This window comes from Micromonospora sp. NPDC005215 (assembly GCF_040607915.1).
GTDB lineage: Bacteria > Actinomycetota > Actinomycetes > Mycobacteriales > Micromonosporaceae > Micromonospora.
Genome location: NZ_JBEXHQ010000020.1, coordinates 11,441 through 27,186, shown reverse-complemented (window position 1 = coordinate 27,186; position 15,746 = coordinate 11,441). Strand labels below are relative to the sequence as shown.

General features: G+C 64.1%; 7 protein-coding genes and 1 pseudogene. 7 read left to right on the top strand and 1 reads right to left on the bottom strand.

The window, feature by feature from the left end; all coding sequences use genetic code 11:
• Positions 1-332: 332 nt before the first annotated feature.
• From ABZU25_RS16905 to ABZU25_RS16895, 3 genes are read left to right on the top strand one after another with little or no spacing between them, the layout of a single operon-like run.
• Entirely contained in the window at positions 333-902 is a 570-nt protein-coding gene (locus ABZU25_RS16905) for a hypothetical protein (RefSeq protein ID WP_355030255.1), read from the top strand.
• 9 nt (positions 903-911) lie between these two features.
• The gene (locus ABZU25_RS16900) at positions 912-1,217 is read left to right on the top strand and encodes a hypothetical protein (RefSeq protein ID WP_355030254.1); all 306 of its coding nucleotides are present in this window, start codon (positions 912-914) and stop codon (positions 1,215-1,217) included.
• Positions 1,214-2,530: a hypothetical protein gene (locus ABZU25_RS16895; RefSeq protein WP_355030253.1), complete on the top strand. Its 1,317-nt coding sequence runs from the start codon at positions 1,214-1,216 to the stop codon at positions 2,528-2,530. The genes ABZU25_RS16900 and ABZU25_RS16895 overlap by 4 nt, the downstream gene beginning before the upstream one ends.
• Positions 2,531-2,581: 51 nt before the next feature.
• Here ABZU25_RS16895 and ABZU25_RS16890 read toward each other — a convergent pair.
• Positions 2,582-2,677: pseudogene (locus tag ABZU25_RS16890) on the bottom strand (VOC family protein); the annotation flags it as partial.
• Positions 2,678-2,948: 271 nt separating this feature from the next.
• Here ABZU25_RS16890 and ABZU25_RS16885 point away from each other — a divergent pair.
• The 4 genes from ABZU25_RS16885 to ABZU25_RS16870 all read left to right on the top strand — a co-directional run bounded on the left by ABZU25_RS16885 (position 2,949) and on the right by ABZU25_RS16870 (position 15,405).
• Positions 2,949-3,539 carry a hypothetical protein gene (locus tag ABZU25_RS16885; protein WP_355030252.1) on the top strand — a complete coding sequence of 197 codons (591 nt, stop codon included), beginning with the start codon at positions 2,949-2,951 and terminating at the stop codon, positions 3,537-3,539.
• 504 nt (positions 3,540-4,043) lie between these two features.
• The gene (locus ABZU25_RS16880; RefSeq protein ID WP_355030251.1) at positions 4,044-7,583 is read left to right on the top strand and encodes a LamG domain-containing protein; all 3,540 of its coding nucleotides are present in this window, start codon (positions 4,044-4,046) and stop codon (positions 7,581-7,583) included.
• A 563-nt stretch (positions 7,584-8,146) separates the two neighbouring features.
• Complete coding sequence (locus ABZU25_RS16875) at positions 8,147-14,764, top strand: polymorphic toxin-type HINT domain-containing protein (protein ID WP_355030250.1); 6,618 nt, start codon at positions 8,147-8,149, stop codon at positions 14,762-14,764.
• Positions 14,746-15,405, top strand: a complete 660-nt coding sequence (locus ABZU25_RS16870) for a hypothetical protein (RefSeq protein WP_355030249.1) — start codon at positions 14,746-14,748, stop codon at positions 15,403-15,405. Before ABZU25_RS16875 ends, ABZU25_RS16870 begins: the two co-directional genes overlap by 19 nt.
• Positions 15,406-15,746 lie beyond the last annotated feature (341 nt).

Here is a 15,746-nt window from a genome sequence, read left to right as displayed (position 1 = left end):
GGGCGCGTCCGTCGGGCGCTCGCACGACTCGATGGTGACAGTCCGCGCTGTCCTCCGGAAAGGACCTGCCCGATGATCCCCGGCTCACGCGAGCCCTCAGATTCCGACGTGGCTGCCCCTGTCCCTGACGTGGATGTCTACTCGCCGGACAGGTCCGTTCGCATCGCCGCGACGAGTCGCGGTGACATCGCCGTGGAGGTAGACGGCCTGCACCGGCATACGGACGAGTCGCTGGCCCGGCAGGTGCGGGCCGCAGCCAGGGTCGCGTTGGCGTCACTGCAACCGCGGGTACGCGATGGGGAGCCTCAGGTGGACGAACAGCGGTCTGGTTGGTGACCGGTCGAATGAGCAGGAGGATGCTGGCCGTTGTGGCTGGCGTTGTCGTCGTGACCCTCGGGTTGCTCGGCGCGTGGCGGTGGGGGCCGTTCGGCGACGATGAGGCCGTTCCGTCGTGCAGTGAGTTGGCGGGGGCCTTGCCGAGTGTCGTCGAGGGGGTGTGGACCCTGACACGTGCCGAGCCGAAACGCGAGTCCAGCAAGTCCGTGGTCAGCTGCGAGTTCGACTTCTCGTCGGCCGAGCCGTCGTATCAGGGCAAGATCACCGTGAGCCTTACCCAAAGCGACGACGAGGCATATCTGCGCAAGACGGCGACGGAAGGCCCCTGTTACGGCGAGGCGGTGCCGTACCCGAGCGCTGCCACGTACCGGGTCGCGCGGTCCTGCTTTGAGAAGATCAACGAGAAGATCTTCGCGGGCGTGTTTGTGGCATCCGACGACCGGTACGCGCACGTCTACGCGGACTTCAGCAACCCCGGTTCAGCGGTCGAGCAGCTCGTCGCGTACGCGAACACCAGCGCTCAGCGCATCACCGACCGGGCAATGACGCTCAAGTCCACCGACTAGGAGCACGCCGTGGGCAAGTTGGAGCGCTACTTCGAGGACGTAGCCCGGATCAAGGCCGAAGGTATTTCCACCAACGGTTGGGTGACGGTCCTTCGGGACCACGACGGAGACCTGAAGGTCGACATTCGGCCCGGGATGCTGCGCCGCTGTGGACCGGACCAGGTGGCGTCCGAGATCCGGACGGCCCTGCTCGCGGCCGTGGCGGATCACCGGCGGCAGTACCGCCAGCTGCGTATCGACTACTTCGGCTCGCCCATCGGCGTCGAGCTGTTCACGCCGATCGAGCCACCGCACGGGGAGGGACACGGAGCATGACCACGGACACGTCGGCTCTGCGGGTCGAGTCGCGGGCCTTGGTGGCCTTCGGAGTGGAGCGTTACGAGGACGCGGTGACCTATAGCGCCGTTCGCCGCTACGTCGGCGACGTCGGCGCGATCCCGGTCGCCGCCTGGGGCACGCTCGAGGGGATCTCCGACAAGCTCAACCGGGACTGGGCGACGGCCCTGGGCAGCAGGCTGTCTGAGGCGAACATCGCCCGCAACGAGATGGAGCGCATCGCCGACGGGCTACTGCAGATCGCCGCCGACTACGAGGGCACCGAGCTGGACGTCGCCACCAACTTCGACGTGTTCAACCGGGACCTGGGACCCTATCTGCCGCTCGGCGACGCCTACGGCAGCAGCGTCCGGGTACGTCCGGGTGGTGCAGGCATCCTGTCCCAGCCTTACGAGCGCCAACTTCCGGGCGACGAACCGGTTTTGGTCATTCCGGATGGCAACGAACGGCTGGGCGCCACCCGCAACGAGAGGCTGCCGAGCACTCGCGTGGTCGAGGAGCCGATCACCATCGGTAGTACCGACGGCAACAACCTCGGCTTCTCCGGTGGCCGGAGCACCTACTACGAGAACGGCGAGGGCGACCAGCTCGACACGTTCATCCACGAGCACCGGGACACCCTGCTCCAGCTGGAGGCGATCCTGATCGAGCTGGGCACCGGCCAGCGTCTCCCGCTGAGCGACCTGATGGTCCATGCCTGGCGCTCCGCCCCCAAGGTGATCTGGAACCGCGCCGACCTCGTGCATTCAGCAGCCGGCACCTACGCGGAGCTGCGCGCCGAGATGGACGGTGAGCTCAAGAACCTCAAGTTGTACTGGGATGGAAGCGCTTCGCAGGCGTTCAGTCAGTACGCCGAACGCGCCTCGGCCTACCTGCTCCAGCTCGAGACCCAGACGCGTTGGATGGCCGAGGAAGGCAAGAAGGCCGCCACCATGCTGGAAGGCCTCCGCAACGCGTACGCCGGCCTCGGCTACCAGCACATCGGCAAGCTCATCGAGGCCCTCAAGGGCTACATCGAAGCCGTCAACGGCCTCTTCTCGTCCTGCTCGAACCCTGAAGCGGCTCTCCTGGCGGTGGTGAAGGACTTCGTGACCTTTTTGCTGGACGCGGAGCGCCGGCACGTCGAAGCCATGTCGGATCTGATCAAGATCGACGAGCAGGAGCGCAAGGAACGCCCCGACCTCGGCACCCGCAGCCACAACACGACGCCGTTCCCGCAGGCCGAGGTGGGAGCTAACGCCTGGTTGGACGGCGGCAAGTGGGCTCCCCGGCCGGACCGACCGGCAACCTGATCGAGCGGGTGATGTGCTCACTGTCTAGTGGGTCGGTTTCGGGCATGACAGCCTGTACGTGGTGCGGAAACCGAGAATTCCGTAGAAGGTTTTGATGTCGTCAATGGATGCGCACGGCAGCAGGGGAACGGTCACCTCGTTGGTCATGCCTCCTTCCTAAGCGGCGCAGGGTGTCCGTCACCCATCGAAATAGCCGATCATCGCCTTCGGTCATTTGATCGGCCGAGGGAGGACGCAACGCTGCCCAATCGAGCCATCGGCGGTGCCTTTCTGCCTGCCATATGTCTCGCCACGATCGGGCATCCGGATCTGCCGAAGACAGTGCGTGCAGGCACGCGACGAGTCGTCGCGTTGTCCCGTGACACCTGGCACCCTGGACTGCTTAATTAAGTTCGTCGGCCGGCTGTACTCTCTGCGGATGCTGGACGACATTTCCCTGCTTCGCAGGATCGCTGCGGCACCATCGGTCTCGGATGTGTTGCGCGATTTCGTCGAGTTCGACGTTGAAGATGTGGCGTCCGTTCACGATTCCACGGCGCGGCTGTCTTCGAGCGTGAGTCTGCGTGTGATCGCATGTGACGGCACGGCGGGGCGGTTCTTTCTGGTGGGTACGGAAGCGCCGTCCCGTCCCGTCCTGTACGCGTCCTCAGAAGGCGACGCCGGCCTCATTGGATCGAGCTTGGCGATCACTCTGGCAACCATCGTCGCGATGCCGAACTGGCATGACCTGCTCGGTTTCTCCGGAGGCGGCGGAGACCTCGACCAGATGCGTAGAGCCCAAGCCTGGCTCGAGAAAGGAATGCGGCGAACTCACCCCGATCTCGATCAGCTTCAGGCCTTTCTTGTCGGCGAGTTGGAGCTGGATGTGCTCGAGGACCCCGTGCTGACGTTGTGGCAGTCAGTGCGTGCCACAGATCCGACGGAGACCTTCATTGATGAAGGCGACGGCGGCTTGCCGTGGGGCCCGCTTTTCGGCGACTGGACGATCGAACGCCTGATGCGACGGTGAACTCCACGCCCAGCCGACATCCGGATCTGCTGATGACAAGGCGCGGCGATCCCGGTTGCGCTCCCCGGCCGACCGATGCGGCTGCTCGAGCCAGCGTTGGTGCCAACCAAGCGCGGTGCTGGCATCTGACGATCGGCCGGCGGCCGGCGGCGAGTCCGGCTTGGGGGAGCAGGTCGACAAGGCCCGGGGTGCCCTGAACAGCCTGCCTTGCTCAATTAAGACCGAACAACTCCTTTGGATAGTTTTCTGCCCGTTCTGTGAAAGCAGTTCACATGATCTTCGGATCAGCTTCTTGACACGTGGATCTTCCATAGCTCAATGTGTCGATCACTTTGCTAGCTGTGTCGAACCGGGGGAGACGCTGTGGCGGTCTGGCATGCGCGACGTGAGGTGGGGGCACACCCGCCGCTATGCTTCAGCGGCGCGTTCTCCATACAGGTCAGGGCAGGCGCCCGGGTCCGGTCGCGCCGCCGGGAGCATCGTAAGGCCTTAGCGGCTGCCGTGGTGTTGACGCTGATCGCCGGCACGCTGGTGGCGGTCGGGATGCCCGCTCTGCAGAAGCCTGCCGCAGCAGCCCAGGCCTGTGTTGGTGAGGCGGCAGACGAGGCGGCGGCGGGTCGGTTGGCGGTCCAGTGCGGCAGCGCGGTGGAGGCTGTCTCTGGGCGCACGGAGCGTTCTCAGGTGTTCGTGGAGCCGTCGGGTGTGCGGCGGTTGCGGACGTCGGTGGTGCCGCAGCGGGTACGCAAGGCCGATGGCTCGTGGGCGGCGATCGCGACAGACCTGTCCCGTCGATCTGATGGCACTTATCGTCCTGCCGTCAGCATGGCTGATGTTGCCTTCTCAGGAGGCGGCAGTGGGCCCCTGGTGACCTGGCGGGAGGACGGATCCACTTTCACCCTGTCCTGGCCGACGCCGCTGCCAGCGCCGCGGATTGAGGGCGATACGGCCATCTACGAGTCGGTGCTTCCGGACGTCAATCTGCACGTGATGGCGACCCGGGATGGCTACCGGCACACGGTGGAGGTCAAGAGCGCTACAGCCGCGCACAGCGCCGAGGTTCGAACGTTGCGGTACCTCACGGGCGGGGACATGCGGATCACTGCGCCCGGGGATCGAACGTTGCGAATGACCAGCCGTGCCGGCCGGACGGTGGCGGTGAGTCGTGCCGCAACAATGTGGGATTCGTCGGCGGACCCGGCGAGGGGTGGCGAAGTGCTGCCGTTGCTGGCGGGCGAGCGGTCGAGTTCGATCAGTGATGGCACCGAGCCGATTGGCGAACCGGCCACAGCGGCGGAGCCAGCGGTCACCTCCCGCGTCGCCGAGGCGGACGTGTCGGTTGCCGCTGGCGAACTAAAAGTATCGACCGACGCGACGATGATGGCCGATCCGAACCTGACGTATCCGTTGTTCATCGACCCGCCGTTCGAGAAGCAGCGCAACAAGTGGGCGTACTCGACGAGCAATGGCGAGAACAACGACGGATCAGCGGCGCGAGTGGGCAAGCAGCCGCCGGACGAGTACAGCAGCAACGGGCAGCTGTACCGGTCCTACTACGGCTTCGACGTCAACGCTCTCAATGGCAAACACGTCCTCGATGCGGTCACCCGCATCACGCTCGACCACTCGTCGTCGTGCACGCCCACCTGGGTGCACCTCTACCGGACCTCGGCGATCACCGTCTCGTCCGGCGGCAGGATGGCGTGGACCACCCGTCCGCTGCCGTCGGGAGTGTGGCTCGACTCGTGGGAGGGCAACGCCAACGAGGCCGGCGGTTGCGGCGGGAAGGCCCAGCCGGACACGGACGCTGAGTTCACCAACACGGCGCTGACCACTGATCTGCAGCAGTTCGCGACCAAGGGCTGGGACGTCTTCACCGTCGGGCTGTGCGCGTGCAACGAGACAGGTGGGTGGGAGACCGCCGAGGACCGGTGGAAGAAGTTCTACACCGACAAGGCCTGGCTCGAGGTGACGTACAACACCGTCCCGGGTATGGCCGTCAACCTGACCGCCGCTGGCAAGCCGTGCGGATCCACGATCGGCACCACCGTCGTCAAGCTCAGGGCTCAGTATGTCGACGCCGATGGCGCGGCCAACACGATCCGCGGTTGGTACGGCTACAAGGAAGCCTCCGCCGCCACGCACCAGTCGGTGGGTGATCCGGTGGTGCGGCCGGCGAACAACTACGGCGAGGTGACGCTCGACTTTGGGGCGGGCGCGAACGGCAAGACTTACACCTTCCACGTCCAAACCAAGGACTCACTCGGCGACTCGTCGCCGATCACGGCGTGGTGCAACTTCACCATCAACACGACCGCCGGTGCGGTGAGGGTCACCTCCACCACCTACCCGGCGGATGAGACCGCCCGTGGCGGTCCCGGCGTGCCGGGCTTGTTCAAGTTCGAACCCGAGCCCGGGGACGCTGGCTCCGTCAACATCGTCAGCTACAGCTACTGGTGGGATGGGCTGGCCCGAACGACCGTTAGCGTGTCGCCCGGTAGTTCTTACACCACGCAGCTGACGCCGCCGCGATACGGACTCAATACCCTGAACGTGGAGGGTAGGAATGCCGCCGGGGTGCCGGGAGCCCGAGAGACGTACCAGTTTCTGGTCGCGGCGCCGAGTGCGATGATCGCCCATTGGCCCCTTACCAGTATGTGGTCCCGAGGGCTTACCGATCTAGTCGGTGGCCACGATCTCACGATCGACAGCGTCTCCAACGACGCTTCGTGGACGCCGGACAGCTGGGTGTTGGGCGAGCAGACACTGCGCCTCGACGCGGTGGCCGGTGGGCAGAAGGGCTGGGCAAGTGCCTCCGGCACTGGCTTGGACACATCGGGCTCCTTCGGCGTCGCCGCCTGGGTCAAACGATCCGGCGCCTGCACCGGAAACCAGAGCGCCGTCTCGATTGACGGCGTCAACACCAGCGGGTTCCGCCTGAGCCTGGACTGCGCCACCGGCAAGTGGTTGCTACGCATCCCTAATCTCGATCAGACGGTCCCTCTGCTCACTGACGCGATCACCTCCACCTTGCCGATGGATCAATGGATCCACCTGGCCGGCACCTGGGATGAGGCGGAACAGCGCGCCCGCCTGTACGTCGATGGCCAACTCGTGTCCGAGGTCAAACCAGAGGCCACGTGGCTTTCGACCAGGGGCAGCGGCTGGAGAGCCGACGGCAATGTCATCGTCGGACGTGACCGCGCTGCCGGCGTCGATGGCAACGCGTTCACCGGCGAAGTCCGCGATCTCCGCCTCTGGAACCGAGTGATCGTTGCCGATGATATGAACGGAACCGACGCGAACCCCGCCATCGGCACCGATGACCGGCCGGGGCTCCTGGCGGCCGAACCGGTCGCGGCGTGGAACTTCAACATGGCCCTGGACTTCTGCGACGACCCCGAGAGCACGGGGCCCTACTGGTCGCCGTCCCCGCAACTCCAGATGGTCGGATGCACCTACCCCTACTCCCCGCAACAGACGGCCGGTTACACGGCAGAGGCACACGACAGCGACGGCGCCTTGTGGCTCAACAGCACCCAGCCGGAAGGCTACGGATCTGCCGGCGACGGCAAGGGACATGCCGTTACCTACGGCCCGATCGTTCCCACTAGCCAATCCCTGACAATCTCCACTTGGGTCCAGTTGAACGCGGTGACCGCCGCTGAGCAGGTCGTACTCAGGGAGTCCGACGGCGCCGTCAAGCTCGCGACGAGCACCAACGGCAAGTGGCAGTTCGCTGTCCAATCACCCAGCGGCACATGGTCAACTGCCCTCTCCGACGCCCCGGCGCAGACCGGCGAGTGGGTCCACCTGATCGGCGTCTTCGATGCCACTGCGGCTAAGACCCGCCTCTACGTCAACGGAACTCGGCAAGCGACCGAGGGAACCGATGCCGTGGGAAGACCTTCCAGCAAGGTTCTCTACGTCGGGACCGGTTACGCCGGCAACGGGGCGAACATGGCGGGCAAGCTGGATCAGCTCAACATCTACGCGGGCGCCATGCCCGAGCGGCAGGCCAAACGTCTCTACGGCGACTCACGCTAGGCGTCCCGCCACCACCCCGCCTGCTTGCCGACTGACTTCCACCTCAGCCACGGGCTCGCCCGCTCCATATCACGGAGGTCCCCGTCATGCTCCTTCGCTCACCTCACCAACGTCGTCAACCGGCACGGGTCTTGCGAACAATGCGTGTGCGGGGCTTGGCCACGGTCAAGAACCGAGTGGGCCTGGCGTCAGCGCTTGCCGTCATCGTGGGGGCGTCAACGCTGGCGGTCGTCCCAGCGCGCGCCGAATCACCCGGCCCACCAGCACTGACCGCGCAAACCCCGGTGTCCGTAGACGCACGGCCGGTCAAAGCCAAACCTCGTCCCGAGGACCTCTCGCAAGGAGTACCTCGAGGAGCCGCACCGGCGCCCAAATGGCCTAGCCCTGGCACCGCCGAAGTCAACCTGCCGATCGCTGACGCCGCGACGGCACGTGCAGCGGGGGAAAATGACGTCAGTGTCTCCGCGAAAGCCGGACCGCTTCCAGTATGGATCGGCAGCCCCGGCGCTGGTGTCGACCCAGGGACGTTCAGGGCGCAAGCACCCCGGCCCGAGGTATCCAAGGTGCGCGTTCAGCTCATCGATCGCACTAAACTGCCCAGTGAGTGGCGTGACGGACTCATGCTGCGCCTCGACCAGCCGGCGGCGTTGACCCAGCGGGGCCGTGTCAACGTCACCGTCGACTACTCTTCGTTCGCGAACGCCTACGGCGCCGACTGGTCCACCCGGCTGCAGCTCTCACTCGTACCCGATTGCGTCCTCACCGGTAGCACCGAAGGCGACTGCCGAGTTCGCCCGCTCAACACGCACAACGACGTGGCCGCCAACCGCGTTTCCGCCGACGTCGACCTCGCGCCCGCAGCCGGTACCGGTGCGAGCACTCTCGTCGCAGTTACGGCTGCCGCCTCCGGCACCACCGGCGACTACAGCGCCACCCCCCTGCAAGCATCCTCGACCTGGTCAGCGGGCGGCTCTTCCGGCAACTTCACATGGTCCTACCCGATGCGCACACCCCCATCCCTCGGCGGGCCCGCACCCACACTCGATCTGTCCTACAACTCCGCTGCCGTCGACGGTCGCAGCGACGCCTCCAACAACCAGCCGTCCTGGGTCGGCGAAGGCTTCGAGCTGTGGCCCGGAATGATCGAGCGCAAATACAAGCCTTGCAACGAGGACAAGGGCACCGGCGCCAACAACACCACGGACACCTACGACCTCTGCTGGGGCACAGACAACGCCATCATGTCCCTCAACGGCTCCTCCACCGAGCTGATCCGGGACGACGCCACCGGCACCTGGCGCGCCAAGAACGAGAACGGCACCCGCATCGAGCGCAGGACCGACACCGTCAACGGCGACAACGACAACGAATACTGGAAAGTCACCACCTCCGACGGCACCCAATACTTCTTCGGACTCAACCGGCTCTCCGGCTGGACCACGGACAAGCCCACCACCAAGTCCACCTGGACCGTCCCCGTCGCCGGCAACAACACCAACGAACACTGCCACAAGAGCAGCTTCGTCGACTCTTTTTGCAGCCAAGCCTGGCGATGGAACCTCGACTACGTCGTCGACCTGCGCGGCAACACGATGTCGATGTGGTACACCCCCCAGACGAACAAGTACGGCCGGAACATGACCGACTCCGACGCCGTCACCTACGACCGAGGCGGCGTCCTCAACCGCATCGACTACGGCACCGACCGCCGCAGCGGCACAGACACCGCCTACACCGCGACCAGTGCCCCCATGCGAGTGGTCTTCAACACCGCCAACCGGTGCCTGACCGACTGCACCAACACCGAGAACTGGAAAGACACCCCCAAAGACAAGGACTGCACCGGCACCAGCTGCGACGACCACACCCCCACCTTCTGGTCGACCAGCCGACTCACAAACATCACCACCGAGGTCTGGAACCCAACCAGCACCCCAGCCGGATACCGACCCGTTGACTCTTGGCGCCTGAACCACGACTTCCCGCCTAACGGCGATGCCTCCCGCGACGGCATGTGGCTTGAAAGCATCGCCAACACCGGACACGTGATCCCCCCAGACGCGCTCCCCGGAACCACCGCCCACGAACTTCCCGAGATCAACTTCGACTTCGTAGCCAAACCCAACCGCGTCGACGCCCTCGGCGATACCAAGCCGCCGATGAACTGGATGCGGATGGGCACCATCTGGACCGAGACCGGCGCCAAAATCTCCATCACGTACTCCGACCCCGAATGCGTCAAAGACCAGCGGATGCCCGCCTCTCCGGAGACAAACACCTTGCGGTGCTACCCCGTCATGTCCGAGGACTCCTACACCAAGGAGACCGAGACGGAGTATTTCCACAAGTACGTGGTGACCCAGGTCGACGAGGCCGACCAGACCGGCGGGGGCACCGACAAGACCACACGCTACGAGTACCCCCCCGGCGGCGCGGCATGGAGATACAGCGACGACGACGGACTCACCAAGGACAAATTCCGCACCTGGGCCGACTATCGCGGCTACGACACCGTCCGCGTCCACCAAGGCGTCCCAGGAAAGGACACCCTCACCGAGACGAAATACTTCCGCGGCCTGCACGGCGGCAAAGCGTCACCTGGCGGAGGCACGCGCAACGTATCGCTACCCGCCGTGGACATCAACGCGGACGGTGACACGGCAGACACCGCCGACGCGCCAGCAGCCGCCGACGAGAACGCCTGGGCTGGAATGACGCGGCAGCAGACCACCTTCAACGGCGTCGACACCGACCCGGTCTCGACGACGGTGACCAAACCCTGGCAATCCGCGGCCACTGCCACCCGAGACATGGGCCAAACCACCGCGTACGCCCGATACACCGGCACTGATACCACCTGGTCGGCCACGAAGCTAGACGCCGGCCGCGGATGGCGTATCACCAAAATGTTCAACACGTACGGCCTTTACGGCATGGCGGACTACACAACAAACCTCGGAGACCTCGCGGTCACCGGAGACGAAACCTGCGTCGACACCTCCTACGCGCGCAACACCAGCATCAACCTGCTGACACCGGTCGCGCGCGTGCAGACCTTCGCGCTGCCCTGCGGGCAAGAGCCCACCACCGAGGCGCACATTCTTGGCGACGACCGCACCAGCTACGACGGGCATACGTACTACACCGACGGCACCCCAGGCGGCACTCCGCCGGACAAGGGCGAGGCCACCACCGCCGAGACGTTGAAGGCCTGGAGCCCCGCCAACGGCGGCACCACCAGCTGGCTGGTCACCGAACAAACAACCTACGACGCCTATGGACGAACCAAGACGACCACCGACGTACGAGGCAACAAAACCAGCACGACGCCAACACCTCTACTCGGCGGGCCGGTAACCAAGGTCGACACCACTCAGACCGTTGGGACGCAAACCTGGACCAGCAGCATCGAAATGGAACCAGCCTGGGGCAATCCCACCGCCACCACCGACACCAACCTCAAGCGCACCGACCTGGAATACGACACCCACGGCCGCCTCATCAGGGTATGGCTTGCCGACCGCCCAAAAAGCACTAACCGCACCACCCCGTCGATGGAGTATCAATACACCATTCGCAACGCGGGGGGCGTCAACGCGATCATGTCCAAGGTGCTCAACCCGGACGGCAACTACGTCGCCACATACGCCCTCTTCGACGGGCTGCTGCGCGACAGACAAACCCAGCGAGCCGCCCTCGCCGGGACCGGAACAATCTTCACCGAAAAGATCTACGACGCCGCCGGACGAGTCGCAACCAGCACGAACCAGCACTATGACGAAACCCTGAACCCGGGCATCAATCTCCAGACCATCGATGAATGGAAGATCAAAGGCCAGACCGTTACCGAGTACGACCGCGCCAACCGGGTCAAGGCCACGATCTTCCGCACTTCAATCAACAAATCCCTCACGGAGAAATGGCGCACCACCACCATCTACGGGGGTGACCGCACCTACGTCACACCGCCCCTCGGCGGCACCGCCACCACTACGATCACTGACGCCCGCAACAACGTCACCGAACTGCGCCAACACGATGGAGGCACGCCCGCCGGCGCTTTCGACGCCACCGCCTACCGCTTCGATGGCAAGGGACAGCTCATCGAGCTGAAGGACCCGGCCGGGAACAAATGGACCTACGGCTACGACATCCGCGGTCGACAGATCTCCGCAGACGACCCCGACAGAGGGCTGACGACCACCGCGTACAACGACTACGGCGATGTCACCGAGACCGTCGACGCGACGGCACGCGCACGCGGCCAAAAACTTGTCTACGCCTACGACGACCTCGGCCGCAAGACGGGCGTCTACGACAACACGATCTCGGCCACCACCAAACGCGCAACCTGGTCCTACGACCCTGCCGGCGCCCAGGGCCAACTTGCCTCCACCAGCCGCTGGACAGGGACGAATCGCGACATCGAGTACAGGATCCGCATCCGCGGATACAGCATGCTTTACAAGCCCACTGGCGAGGACTACATCATCCCCGCCGTCGAAACCGGACTGGCAGGCACCTACTCGTTCACCCGCACCTACAAGGCAGACGGCATGACTGTCGGGACCGCTACTTACCCGAACGCGGGCGGCCTCGGCGGAGAGGAGCTCACGTACGGCTATGACTCCGTCACTGGCCTCCCGGAAACCCTTGCTACCAACGCCAGCGGCATCGGACAGTACGTATCCGAGACGGCCTACACCGAGTACGGCGAACTCGCCGCCTTCCGCCTCCAGCAAGCCTCCGGCAACTACCTCGACCGCTCGTTCGTCTACGACGACGCATCCCGACGCCTCAAGCAGGCCACGACAGCACGACAGATCACGCCCCAGTACGTCTCGGACCTTCACTACGACTACGACGATGCCGGGAACATCACCAAAATCTCCGACAGGCCAACAAGCGGCACAGCGGACAACCAATGCTTCGCCTACGACTACCTCCGCCGCCTGACCGAGGCCTGGACACCAGTCACCGGCGACTGCAAAGCGGCCAAGACCGTCTCCACGTTGGGCGGTCCCGCCCCCTACTGGTCCACCTGGACCTTCGATCCCGTCGGATCGGCCGTCGCCGCGAACCTCAAGGTGCAAGAGACAGTCACACCGACCACCACCACGAAGAGGACCTTCGAGTATCCGTCTCCTGGATCCGACGTGGACCATCCTCATGCAGTTGGTGCCGTCACTACTACCGGGGTGGGGTCCGGCATCACACGCTACAGCTACGACGTCGCCGGGAACATGAACTGTCGTCCTGGCCCATCGGTATCCACAAACACCTGCCCCACGGGCACTGGCAGCCAGAGCCTCACCTGGGACCTCGAAGGAAAGCTCACCCAGCTGGTCGACGGCACCAAGCAACACAGTTACCTCTACGGTGCCGAGGGCAACAGGTTGATCGCACGCGATCCCACGGGCTCTACCCTCTACCTTCCCGGCCAGGAGATTCGCTATACAAAGGCGACCGGTAGTAAGTCGGCGACTCGGTACTACAGCTACGCGGGTCAGCCCGTGGCCACGACCAAATCGGGCTCGGGATGGACGTGGCTGATCACCGACCACCAGGGCACCCAGAACACAGCCGTCGCAGCTGGGAACCAAGCAATCACTAAGCGGTACCAAATGCCGTACGGTGAACCGCGCGGCTCCGCCAACCCCGTGTGGCTCACTAATAAGGGCTTCGTCGGGGGTGAAATCGACGGGGCGGCCGATCCTACCGGGCTTACACATATCGGCGCCCGATCCTATGACTCCTCGATTGCGCGCTTCATCAGCGTTGACCCGCTGCAGAACCTCGGCGACCCGCTTCACTGGCAGGGCTACTCCTACGCCAACAACAGCCCCATTACTCTTTCCGATCCAAGCGGCCTTGACCCTGGAGGGGGGCAACGGTGCGATATGAACGGCTGCAACGGTGCTCCACCGAACATCCCCGGCGGCTCTGTCGATAAAGAGAAGCCGGGCCATCCAACCGGGGCTCCTGGCGGCACCACCTTGCAGGACACGATCAAGACCGGCAAATGTACCAGCGGTACTTCTTGCCACTCCGGGTGGTACAACGATCGTCCTTTCGCAAGGCTCCCCGAGGTTCAGCAAGTGGAGGTCGTGCGACTAACCATCTGCGCGAACGACAAGGTGCTTTGCGACAAGATTCAGGCAGCGGATGATGCGGCAGGGCGTCGCATGCTGCTACAGATGGCTCTCGAACTCTCTGGGGTCGCCGATGCGAAACGCTGCCTGGACGGTTCGGCCATGGGATGCTTCTGGGCCAGTGTCAGCTTCGCCGGCTATGCCAAGACGGCCGCGGAACTGCGGCTTGCGGCGAAGGCCGGCCGTACGGCGGACGAGGCGCGCGTAGCGGGAGAAATAGGTTCGTCTTGTAAAAGCTTTGGTGGTGAGACCAGGGTTCTTATGGCCGATGGCACCGCGATTCCCATCAAGGACGTTAAGGCCGGGGACCGGGTCATGGCTACTGAGCCAGAGACGGGGGAACAAGGCCCGCGTGAAGTGAGCCACGTCTGGGTTCACGACGACGACTTGGTGAATCTCGTCCTCTCCGGAGGAGATTCCATCGCCACGACTGCGGACCACCCGTTCTGGAATCACAGCGACCAACGGTGGGATGACGCAGAGGATCTTGACCAAGGCGACGTGCTGCATTCAACAAGCGGCGCCCCCGTCACCGTCGTCGGTCTAAAGGCAGGATCGGGCCATCGTGATCCCGCCTACAACCTAACCGTGTCGGGTCTTCACACCTATTACGTCTTCGCGGGCGATTCGCCGGTCCTGGTACATAACGTCGGCCCCGTCGGCGCCTGCCCCGTCGACGGCACTCCCCATGGCCAACTGGGAGAGCTTGCGTCTGCTCAACGATTGACGGCAGAAGGTTACACAAGTGTTCATTCTCAAGTTCGTTTCAAAAACAGCAATGGTGACGTTTTCATTGCTGACTTCGTAGCCCGGGGCCCAAATGGGGAGTGGGTGGCGGTTGAGGCTAAGACCGGAGCTGGTGCCACGATCAGTTTCAATCAGCAGGTAGGATACCCAGAGCTCGAGTCCACTGGGGCGGTGCTTGACACTAGCAAGATGGAGGGTGTAGGTATCCCGCAGGGAACGCGAGTGACGATGGAAGTCGAGTTTGATCTTTGGGAGTGTCCGATATGCGGATCGAAACCTTAGTGCGAATAGGGATCGTGGCGAAGATGGCTAGCGAAGGCTGGACCCTGCTCGGCCAGGATTCCGAAACCGTACGCTTTACGACGGGTGGGTCTGCAATCGGAGACTGCGACCTTCACATCAACATCGAAGTCAGGGAAGCGCGTACTTGGCTGAATCCAATCGTGGGCCTTTACAACGCGAAGACCGCTGAATTGTTCACGGCTTTCCTTGGTCTGCCACCCTCTCGAACTGCTGTCGTCGGTTCAACTTTGGCGGACCTATTGCATCAGCAAGGTCATCACGATGCTCCGGTGCCTCGTTGGTCAGTGCGGTCGGAGGCAGACATTGCTACGATCCTCCAGGCCTTAGCCTCCGACTTGGCGATCTATGGCGTCCCTTACATACGCGCATTTCGCGAGGTGGAAGATGTTGCGGTTGAACTGAATCGAGTCGGACTGAATCAACTTGATTCTGGACGCTTAGCGGTCTTGTATGCTGTTGATGGAAGGATGGAGCGAGCTGTTGCCAGTCTGACGCATTTCGGTCGGGCAGCGCAGGTTCAGGCCGGCTCGGTCGCTGACCAGTCCAAGAATTTCATCCGTGCGTTCGCTCGCCATTTCGGAATCGAAGATCAGCTACCATTTGTTCTTCAAGGCGGATAATCATTCATGTGTGCGCCAGCAGGAGATACGTCTGGGCCTGTTCTGGCGTGCGGGTGTCCGTGGCCAGAAGCCAGTCATTGCCGAGGGGCGCTGCGGTCGACGGTCGACGGTCGGCTCGAGCCTGTTGCGGGAGGAGCAAGTTTGGGAGCGGCCGCCTCGAAAGACGTCGAGCGGCTCTCAAAGCGACCCACCTAACGGCTTTCCATGTTCGAGTAGGTCAGAGAGCATCCGCAGATGTCGAGAACAGCGCACTCGAAGGTGCGACGCCAAGAGCGGCGTGCTGGCCGGCCCAGCCACCGCCGCCCTTGGCCGCGATCGTCCAGGCCATCCGCGGTGCGCTA

What these genes read in the sequence shown, in the direction of transcription:
- ABZU25_RS16895 (WP_355030253.1), top strand. Translation starts at nt 1,214, where the DNA reads ATGACCACGGACACGTCGGCTCTGCGGGTCGAGTCGCGGGCCTTGGTG.
- ABZU25_RS16885 (WP_355030252.1), top strand. Translation starts at nt 2,949, where the DNA reads ATGCTGGACGACATTTCCCTGCTTCGCAGGATCGCTGCGGCACCATCG.
- ABZU25_RS16870 (WP_355030249.1), top strand. Translation starts at nt 14,746, where the DNA reads ATGCGGATCGAAACCTTAGTGCGAATAGGGATCGTGGCGAAGATGGCT.